The sequence below is a fragment of the Microcoleus sp. T3_B1 genome, from assembly GCF_036700445.1.
Classification (GTDB): Bacteria; Cyanobacteriota; Cyanobacteriia; order Cyanobacteriales; family Microcoleaceae; genus Microcoleus.
This window is the reverse complement of record NZ_JAUBOX010000063.1, coordinates 37,293-47,547: the sequence shown is the minus strand read 5'-3', so window position 1 is coordinate 47,547 and position 10,255 is coordinate 37,293. Positions and strand designations below refer to the sequence as shown.

Genomic DNA, 10,255 nt, shown 5'->3' with positions numbered 1-10,255 from the left:
GCCCGCCCTTTCTGGACGGGCGGGACGCCCATCCCACAAGAACCATCAAAATTCTAAGTTATTTAATTCTCATTCCTAAGAGCAAGTCTGAAAACTAAAGCTAAATTTAGATTGGATACGGCCTTTCAAAGGAGGTGGCGTGGTGCGGTGTCTCTACAAAAAAAATTCTAGGGACACCGCACCGCGCCGTGTCCCTAATCTTTTCTACTAACAACTGTCCGCTGACTACTGCGCGCTGAGTTAGTCTTTAACTTTGCTGACAGCTTTTTTGACTTGTTGCTCAAAGGATGTAGCTTGTGTATTGGAAGGATTTTTCATTTTTTCAATGTCAGCGTCTCCCTGAACTTCGTTGGGCCCTTTGCTGGCTTTTTCTTGAGTTTCTTCCAAGGACATCGGTTTTTTCAGGACAACTTCTTGAGATTCTTTTTCGATACCCAAAAGTTGGTCTTCACCTTTGGTGGGGCTGCTGGTAATGGCAAAAGCCGGGAAAGCATTAGACACAAACATCAAGGCACAAAAACAAACAGCTATTAAAGTGCGAACTAAACGCTTGGCAGGGAGGTTAAAGCTGATAAAAGACATACACAATTTCTCCGTTTTTACAATTTTTAATTGCTGAGATTGTTAACAGGCTGAAGCTCACTCAAATTCTGCACAATCTTTTACTCAAGTTTGATAAAAGCAACCGTTGCTTTTTTTCAAATTGAGCTAACATATAATATTTAGCTGAAAAAGCTGGTAGTTGAAATCCTTCTCAGGGAATATTTCTAGATGACGGGCGTGGGTCGCCCCAAGAAATTTATGTAAAAGGCACTTGTGTAGAATCAAAAAAATTCTACATAAGTGCCTTCGGATGCGCCTCACATAGCGGTATAAATCTCAGTAACTGGTTTGATCGTGGGGTGGCGGCGGGTTTATTTAGCCTGTTTGCAATGTGAGAGGGCGCTTGAGTCAACCCGCAGAGCGATTTGTTGAAAATGTTGCAAGATATTAAGATGCGCCCGACTATCCACTGACTAATGACTAATGACTAATGACTAATGACTAATGACTAATGACTAATGGCTGCTGCTGTCGCACGGGAACTTGACATTTTGCTAGATAAGTTTTAATTTCTCCTACACTGAGTTGCCCGTAATGCAGCAGGGAAGCCAGCAGTGCAGCTTCTGCTTTGCCCTCAGTCACGGCTTCGTAGATGTGGTGACAGTTGCCGGCGCCGCCGGAAGCAATGACGGGAATTTCGACAATTTCGGCAATGCTTCGGGTTAATGCCAAATCGTAACCGGCTTGAGTGCCGTCCGAGTCCATGCTTGTCACCAGAATTTCGCCGGCGCCGCGCTGTTCGGCTTCTTTGGCCCAGGCGATCGCATCTTTGCCGGTATTTTCTCGCCCTCCGCGCACGTACACGTCCCAACCAGGATTATCTGCGTCTTGCCGTTTGCGAGCGTCGATCGCCACTACAATGCACTGATTACCAAATCGATCGCTCGCTTTGTCAATTAAACTCGGATCGCGCACCGCCGCCGAATTAATACTCACCTTATCCGCGCCCGCCCTCAACAAACTTTTAATGGTGTCTAAGGATTGGATGCCGCCGCCCACCGTCAAAGGGATAAATACTCGATCGGCCGTGCGGTACACCACATCGATCATAATATTCCGGTCTTCGTGAGTCGCCGTAATGTCCAGAAACACCAACTCATCAGCACCCGCATCATTGTAAACCTGAGCCATTTCTACTGGATCGCCAGCATCCTGAAGATTGACAAAATTGACACCTTTGACCACGCGACCGGCTTTCACATCCAGACAAGGTAAAATTCTTTTCGACAACATACAATTCTCTTCCAATTTAACTTACTCGGCGGGAAGTCCCCCGCTATAACTGTACTCATCTTAGCGGTGGAATGAAAGCCAGGGTTATTTTTTGCCGTCCTGTTTGCGGTCTTGACTCCTAGCTGGAAAACGAGTTAGACAGGCAAGAAATAACCAATCTCTCAGCTATCACAAGACGGTAACAATAAATAAAATTCGTTTTAAAAATTTGATAAATCATCATAAATGTCGCAACGATTGCCACAACCAAGCCGTCAATCGATTTTAGATTTTAGATTTTAGATTTTAGATTTTAGAATTGAAGCATTAACCCCACGGAGAAATTCGGGGGGCAAGTTTCATCGGATACAGATTTTTTATTTCTGGGTCCTGAGTCTGCTTTCGGAATGAATCCGGGGGCTTGTATCCTGGATGCTTTCGGTCAAAAGCGAGATATAGGCCATTTAGCAGCTTACTCTAGCATAGAGGATTTTTACTCTTAGTGGTTCCCTCGGCTCCTTACCACCACTTAATCTCAGAACAACAGAACTTAATCAGTCCGATTCGGGGTCTGCTAAAAAATTATTAATATTATTCAAAACGTTTCTGCTGGAATAAACTTTGACACGCCACAGCTTCTTGCTGTTTTGCCCGATTTCTTAAAAATCGCTGCTCGTCATAAGAATGGCGATGTAAAATAGGCACTTTTCTAAAAATAGTTTTTTACAGTGCAATTATGCTCACTGGTTTTACTTTGGGAGTATCACTTCTGCAGGCAGTATAAGAGTAAAAGTAGAACCCTTACCCACCTCGCTTTCAACCAACGTATCTCCACCCATAATCCGAGACAAATTTCTAGTAATTGCTAATCCTAATCCAGTCCCCCCATACTCTCGTGTAGTTGAAGGATCAGCCTGGGTGAATGGTTGAAACAGTTTTTCCATTCGTTCTGGAGCTATGCCAACGCCAGTATCACTTATCTTAAATAAAATATAGGGAATGGCTGATTTCTGTTCTTCTCCATCGGCTATTCCAGATTTTCTATATCTTTTTTCTACCTTAATAGTAATTATGCCTTTTTTTGTAAATTTGCTGGCATTACTAAGCAGATTAAATAAGCTCTGACGTACCTTAGTTAAGTCGGTCTTCATATCTCCCAAATTGGGTTCACAGTTAACTACCAATACATTAGCATTCTTCTCCACCAGTGGCTTAATCATGGTGATGACTTCCCTAATTAAATCTGAGATATCAACGGTTTCTAAGTAAATTTCAACCTTCCCCGATTCAATTTTCGACAAGTCAAGAATGTCGTTAATTAGTCCAAGTAAATGTGTGCCTGCACCGTTGATTTTTTTCAGGTCAGGGATAAAAAATTTTTGATCTAAATCTTCGGCTTCTTCTTGCAACATTTCGCTATAGCCAATAATCGCATTGAGAGGGGTGCGGAGCTCATGGCTCATGTTAGCGAGAAACTGGCTTTTGGCAATGTTGGCTGCTTCGGCTGCTTCTTTAGCTGCTAATAATTCTACAGTGCGTAATTCCACTTTTTCTTCTAGCAGTTGCTTCTGTTGTTCGAGTTTTTTAGTTAGATGATATAATTTTAAATGAATTCTAATCCTCGCTAAAACTTCTTCACTTTGGAAAGGCTTAGAAATATAATCTACGGCTCCTACAGATAATCCATTGACTTTATTATGTGAATCCGATAAAGCACTTAAAAATATTATGGGAATTTCGCAGGTTAAGGGATTGGCTTTCAATCGCCGGCAAGTCTCAAAGCCATCAATACCGGGCGGCATCATTATATCTAATAAAATTAGTTCGGGCGGATGATATTCTACTTGTTCAATCGCAGTTTCACCATCAAGAGCAACGGAAACTTGATAACCCACGTCGGTCAATATGTGGGCTAGAACTTCTAGGTTATTGGGATTATCATCTACAATCAAAATAGATTGATTTTCTGAGTTTTCAGTCATACATAACTTACTGGGGATGGGATACATAAATTTACAACTTTTTTGGGGCTAGGGAGTATTTAGGTATTGCTCTATGTAAGTTCGCACCTGTTTTAGCTTGAAAGCTTTAGCAAATTCGCGCAGATGTTGAATAAAAGGGATAAACTGCTTGTCTATCAGTTCAATCCTCGTCAACTCTTGTAGTAAATCGTTAATCAATCCCTTACGACTAAGATTATACAATATTAGCAAGTCCTCATGCGAAGGTGGCACAATCTCAACCACTTCTTTGGTCAATTCTCTTGTGCTTGGCGGTTGTAATTTCTCTTCATATATCCATTCTAATTTCAGGAGGGATTTGATCGTATTTAACAGGCTATGAGCTTCGATAGGTTTGGGCAAAAATTCATTAGCTCCAATCTCTATACTTTTTTGCAGATCGGACTCGAATACACTGGCTGAAGACACGATCACTGATAAATTAGCAAATGATGGTAATTTTCGCAAAGTTTTAACCATTTCATAGCCATCCATAATCGGCATAACAATATCAGTAATCACCAGATTTGGTTGAACCTCAGCAATTTTATCAAGTCCTTCCTGGCCATTTTCAGCCTCATAAAGTATAAATCCAATAGGGCTGAGTAAATTGACAATAACAGAACGGTTTTCCCAACGGTCATCTACTACTATAACTTTGGGCTTATCGCCCTTAAAACCAATAATAACGCCCTGCTCTGAAGTTTTAGAATTTTTTGCCCATTCCTTAGCTTCGGGTAAATCTATCTCAAACCAGAAAACACTACCTTTGCCTAATTCACTTTCAACTTCCAAGGTACTGCCCATCATATCAACAATGTTTTTGCTGATAGCTAATCCTAGTCCAGTCCCTTCTGATTGCTTCTTCATATTACCAGACTGCTCAAAGGGCAAAAAGATATTTTTAACATGATCGCTCGCTATCCCAATTCCAGTATCTTCCACTTGAAACATAACTCGATATAAAGGTCGTTCCCTGACCTCATCTTCCAAGAGTTTTGATTTAATTATAAATTGCACGCTACCTTGAGCCGTAAACTTAATAGCATTGCCTAATAAGTTAATCAATACCTGTCGCAAGCGTTTTTCATCCGCAAAAATGCAAACTGGGAGTTGACCTTCGATGGTATAGATAAAATCAATTCCCTTTTGATCTGCCCTAATTCGACAAATTTCAACGACTGCTTGCAGAAAAGCGGGAAAATGAAAATCTGTAGGATATATTTCCATTTTTCGGGCCTCGATTTTAGAAAAATCAAGGATATCGTTAATCAGAGTCAGTAGGTGAGATCCACATTGGTTAATAATATTAATTCCTTTTTGATCTGACTCAACTATGTGTTTCGAGCGCTGGAGAATTTGGGCATATCCTAAGATACCATTGAGAGGTGTCCGCAGTTCGTGGCTCATATTAGCCAGAAACTCGCTCTTAGCACGGTTAGCTGTATCGGCAACTTCTTTCGCTTGTTTAAGCTCTACAGTTCTATCTTCAACTCGCAGTTCCAATTCCTCATTAGTTTTCGCAAGCGCGGCAAAAGATTCGCGGACTTGCTGAGCCATTTTGTTAAATAAATATCCCAAACGACCCAATTCATTTTGGCGGTTTACATTAACTTGAACATCAAGATTTCCCGCAGCAATACTCTCCGTTGCAGCCATTAATTTATTGAGTGGTGTAGAAATTTCTCGACGTAAAATTAAGAACACAATAATAATTTCAATCAGTAATGCACTGAGCCCTAGCACTAGAATCATGCGAGCAGTAGCTAAGGCTTCTTGGGTTAGCAGAGATTTGGGGAAAACTGTGACTAAGTACCAATTTGGCTCATCAATTCTAGTAATACCCAAGTATTCATCATAGTCAGGATTGTCAATAATCATATTTTCCTGTTTATGACTGGTGACTAAATCATAAATTCGTCGCAGATGAGCATCTCCAGATTGGGCGATGGAGAATTGTCCATTTCCTTTTTGAATACTTTGCATAAGTTCTGGGTGAGCTACTAGCCGCCCATCGGCTCGAAAAATCATGTTGTATGTGCCTTTGAGTCCTTCATTAATAGTCCGTTTCTGCAAATCATCTATTAAAATATCATGCCCGATTGTAGCAATATGCTTGCCATCTACATCTAATGGTGTCACACAGGATGCCATCCAAGCTACAGCTACTTGGTCGTAATAAATGCCTGTCCAGACTGTTTTGCGTTCTGGATTATAGATAGGGCGGGTAATTTGGAATGACTCATCATCTGTGACGCGGAAAGATTCATTAGAAGGTGCTTTGAGGACCCAGGGATACTGGTGCATATATATGATAATACCATTCTCAGGAATTTGCGTATAGGTGTTAGCTAAGCGATTGCGCCATGCTGGGCCATAAGCATTTATTGTTTTATAGAAAGCAACTATTCGTCGCTGCATTTCAGTATCAAAAATGACATTTTTTCCTAAGAATAATCCCGCAGTTTTTTCTTTTTGAAATAGTTCAGGGCGATTCCGAATTGAGCCATCTGGATATCTGACAAAGTTTTCATCGAATTCAGCTTGAGGATCGCGATTTGCTTCTGCTTTTAGTTGCTCTAATAAAGCTTGTTTGAGCAACTTATGGTTGTCTTCCGCTAAGGTAAATATTGCTCTTTCGCGTTTGGATCGTAATTCCATGTATTGCTCTAACTGCGTGAGTGAATTAGCAGTAATCCGTGAGATTATTTGAAAATAGCTAATAGCTGTGGAGGCGATAACAACCATCCCCATACCCAAGGCTATCTTCAAGAGTGTTTGTTTGGTCAGCGACTCTGGGGGTCTATTTCTGTTGTGGCGAGTTGGGGAGAGGAGAGAGTCAGACAATTTTAAGTTCGCGAGCCAATTTCTCTTCATTATTATCCTCTACATAACCAAAAATTAAACCAGGTAAAATAACTATTATATAGCATTTTTCAATTAATTCTGTAAGTTTTGGTAGGGTAATTCCCCTGTAGTTAACCCGATCGATGGGCTACGCACGGATCACTACCCTACAAGAGTGGGACAAATCATTTAGTTTTACTATATCACAAAAAACCTTGACGATGGAAATAGGATAAATAAGCCTTTAATACGGAATCATTAATGGGAGGACAGAGAATATCAGTACCGACAAGTCCATCTTGAGTGTTGCGGTCATCAAACTTTTGACAGACAAAAGATGTTGTCTCGATAAAAGTTTTTGGGCTATTAGATATTTTTTTGACAAAGAGAGAAGCCATCGGAGTTAAAGCATTATCGGGAGACATATTGAGTAGTTTTGCCTGCCACTGCGGGTAAGGAATAGAAGGGAGGGCATAACCAAGGGTGTTAAGATTCAAGATAAGTTGGTTCATCGATAATACATGGGGGCTTAATACATGAAATGTCTTGTTAAGAGACTCGGGTTGATGCGATAAATACCGAATCGCCTGAACTATATAATCCACAGGAGCGAGACTCATCTTGATATCTAATTCAGGGCCATACCCTAATTGAATCAAGCCCTTGATTATCAAACAAATCGTATTACTGAAACGCATACTCCAATAAGCGTCTCTGAATTAACCCCTAAGCTGTTCAGACAATGTGCTAATTGATTGGCTTTATTATTTAATTCTTGATAAGTTATTTGCTCGGTTTTAAAAATAGCAGCAATAGCGTTTGGTGTTTGCCTTACTTGGGATTCTACTAACTTATGAAGGCAGAATTTTTCGATGGCTCTAATTACAAAGCTTGATAAATAAGTTATTACGAACCTAGCTCACGACGCTCTGTAGGATTTTAAGCATTGATTAGGTAGCCATTGCTGGTGCTTTACCGTCTTTATTTTGGTCGCAAAGGCGGTAATCAATGACACCCAACTTTTGGTCGTGGCATAGGCTTACATAATTTACTAGACCTAACTATGTTCATCAGGAACAAAAGGTCAATTTAGGTGAATTTATCACTCCCCTTCCGCAGCCTCAACAGTCACATGGGTTATTTCGAGTTGATGGCGGTGGCTCAATCTCGGATTATTAAGTAAAAATACTGAGAGAATCAGTTATTAAGGATGTCTTCGGTACGATCGGCTGTTCCGGTTGAAATTGGAAGCCTAGACCATAGGGAGTAGTGCACAGAACTCTGGCTCTGCATACCAGGCTACACCCCCTACCCCCCCGCCTAGCTCTACCCTGTACAGACAAGTTGCTCGCTGACCCATATTGGAGAAACGCTGTTTCCTAAAATCTTGATTTCTCGTTTGGCCGAATCAATAACTTAAAATTCAGGAAAATAAGCTTCCTTTCTGAGATTCATGCGAAACTTGGGTTTCAGGAATGGTGTTAAAAGATTTCGGACTTGTGTGTACAGGCTAGCCGCCTAGCCAGAGAGCCATTTTCCCTCTTTTTTCTGGCCCATCAAAATAAATAAAAGTTGTCTTCGCTCCGGGGCAGGCAGTATTATCAGGTACAATCTTGGTAGACAGTCTGTTTTTACGGGCTGCTTTGGTAGATGGAATCATAAATACCTTCGCTCGCTCGATCGAATTTATGGTTGACCACTCCTGGAGGGGCTAGGTGCATCGACGATGGACTAAAAAATCTAAAATCTGAAGTCTCAAATCTCAAATCGGTTAATTTTGTGTCGTTTCTAGGACTGTTGTGACGAGTGCAACCCAATCCACATATGGTACTTCGCACAGAAGGCGGCAATCGCTACTTGCCGCTCTCCGGCAGCAATTGCTGGACAGTAGGGCGGAGCGATGACAATAATTTTGTACTGACAGATCGCTGGATTTCCCGTAATCACGCGATGTTACAGCAAATGGAGACAGGAGAGTTCTACCTGATCGACTTGGGCAGCCGCAATGGTTCCTTTGTCAACGGGCGGCGGGTCAGTATTCCTGTCACTCTCAGAAATGGCGATCGGATTATTTTCGGTCAAACCGAATTGGACTTCTACAACCCAACCGCTGGCCACCGACACGAGCCAATACACGAGACAGACTCTGAAGATTTTACGGCGACTTTGACGGTGCGTAGCCTGATTAGCGTCATGGTAATGGACATCCGAGACTTTACAGTTTTGACTAGGCAGCTAGACGAAACCCTCCTCTCGGAAGTTATCGGCAATTGGTTCCGCAAAGCAGGACAGATCATTCGCGAACACGGCAGTTGGGTGGACAAATACATCGGTGATGCCATCATGGCCGTCTGGTTCCACAAAACCAGCGATGTCAGCAGCGAGGAAATGATGCGGATTTGCCAAGCTTTGAGCGAACTGCACAAGGCAACAGACGAACTCAGCAGCCGTTACCCCCTGCCTTTTCCTTTGCGAGTCGGCGCCGGCATCAATACCGGTTATGCAATGGTGGGAAATTCTGGCAGCAGCGACCGCTCGGACTATACCGCCTTGGGAGATACTGTAAACGCAGCATTTCGCCTGGAATCTTGCACCAAGCAACTCGGCAAGGATATCGCTGTGGGACAAACTACCTACAAATACCTGACGCAATTGGGGGCCCAGGGCGCTTTCGAGCAGCACACTGTTTCTTTGAAGGGTTACGAGAATCCCAGCGTGGCTTACGGCGGTACTTATGCTGACTTGAACGCTTTTCTCAAAAGCAAAGGAAAGAGTTCTCGATAGCTAGAAAATTGGGTGCAGGGCAAAAATTAACCCTTTAAAATGGCAGTCCGAGTTTTTAATTTGGAGTGCCTTTGATAAACTTGCCTGCGATGCTTAAAAAGCCAATTATATCATATATCCTCAGATTTGTCAATACCTAAAGGTAAATTTTATAACAGATATCTGCCTGCTGCGGATTTGTCTGAAAAACTGCATAAGCAAAATGGTAGTCTCTACATAAATGCTGTGTATGAAATTGGGAGACAAAACTTCATGAAACGATTGGGTCGTCTATTGGCAGTATTGGGCTTAGTGCTGGGCTGCTTTGCATGGGCTGGAGACCAAAGCGCGATCGCGGCGTCATTAAGCCGTATCGTCTTGCCATCATCCTCGCTCCTAGCTGTTGAAGCTCCGGCTAGAACCAATCGCGCCGATGAGAAGCTTGCCACAGAATACGGCAAAAAACTTGATTTGAACAACAGCGCCGTCCGGGACTTTCGCCAATATCGAGGGTTGTATCCCACTTTAGCTGGACTAATTATTAAGAACGCTCCTTACGAAAAAGTTGAGGACGTACTCAACATTTCAGGTTTGACGGAAGCTCAGAAAAAAGTGCTGCAAGCTAACTTGGACAAATTCACCGTAACTGATGTCGAATCAGTCTTTATTGAAGGAGACACCAGGTTGAATAACGGTCTCTACGACTAGGTAGCAGCGGGCCTCATTTGAAGGCAGAAGTCATTGGGCAGAAGGCAAACGGCCGAAAGAAAAGATTTTTTTTCTCTTAGGCTGATGACTTCTGCCTTTAATTTATCAAGACTTACTTTCAA

Annotated in this window: 8 protein-coding genes; 2 read left to right on the top strand and 6 right to left on the bottom strand. The window is 42.2% G+C overall.

From position 1 onward, the window contains the following. Nucleotides 1–240 precede the first annotated feature (240 nt). The 6 genes from QT990_RS26035 to QT990_RS35890 all read right to left on the bottom strand — a co-directional run bounded on the left by QT990_RS26035 (nucleotide 241) and on the right by QT990_RS35890 (nucleotide 7,536). Nucleotides 241–582, bottom strand: coding sequence for a low temperature-induced protein (locus QT990_RS26035; RefSeq protein WP_333144027.1), 342 nt, complete (start codon nucleotides 580–582; stop codon nucleotides 241–243). A gap of 462 nt (nucleotides 583–1,044) precedes the next feature. Then, complete coding sequence (hisF, locus tag QT990_RS26030) at nucleotides 1,045–1,836, bottom strand: imidazole glycerol phosphate synthase subunit HisF (RefSeq protein WP_333144026.1); 792 nt, start codon at nucleotides 1,834–1,836, stop codon at nucleotides 1,045–1,047. Nucleotides 1,837–2,564: 728 nt separating this feature from the next. Beyond that, nucleotides 2,565–3,797, bottom strand: coding sequence for a response regulator (locus tag QT990_RS26025; RefSeq protein WP_333144025.1), 1,233 nt, complete (start codon nucleotides 3,795–3,797; stop codon nucleotides 2,565–2,567). A gap of 48 nt (nucleotides 3,798–3,845) precedes the next feature. Continuing rightward, nucleotides 3,846–6,587, bottom strand: coding sequence for an ATP-binding protein (locus QT990_RS26020; RefSeq protein ID WP_333144024.1), 2,742 nt, complete (start codon nucleotides 6,585–6,587; stop codon nucleotides 3,846–3,848). Between the two features lie 278 nt (nucleotides 6,588–6,865). Next, a complete protein-coding gene (locus QT990_RS26015; protein WP_333144023.1) occupies nucleotides 6,866–7,174 on the bottom strand; it encodes a hypothetical protein in 309 nt (102 codons plus the stop codon). 158 nt (nucleotides 7,175–7,332) lie between these two features. Next, nucleotides 7,333–7,536, bottom strand: a complete 204-nt coding sequence (locus QT990_RS35890; protein WP_445252126.1) for an AMP-binding protein — start codon at nucleotides 7,534–7,536, stop codon at nucleotides 7,333–7,335. Nucleotides 7,537–8,486: 950 nt separating this feature from the next. Here QT990_RS35890 and QT990_RS26010 point away from each other — a divergent pair. Both QT990_RS26010 and psbU read left to right on the top strand, forming a co-directional pair. Then, complete coding sequence (locus QT990_RS26010) at nucleotides 8,487–9,446, top strand: adenylate/guanylate cyclase domain-containing protein (protein WP_333144021.1); 960 nt, start codon at nucleotides 8,487–8,489, stop codon at nucleotides 9,444–9,446. A 252-nt stretch (nucleotides 9,447–9,698) separates the two neighbouring features. Continuing rightward, nucleotides 9,699–10,133: a photosystem II complex extrinsic protein PsbU gene (gene psbU / locus QT990_RS26005; protein WP_333144020.1), complete on the top strand. Its 435-nt coding sequence runs from the start codon at nucleotides 9,699–9,701 to the stop codon at nucleotides 10,131–10,133. Nucleotides 10,134–10,255 lie beyond the last annotated feature (122 nt).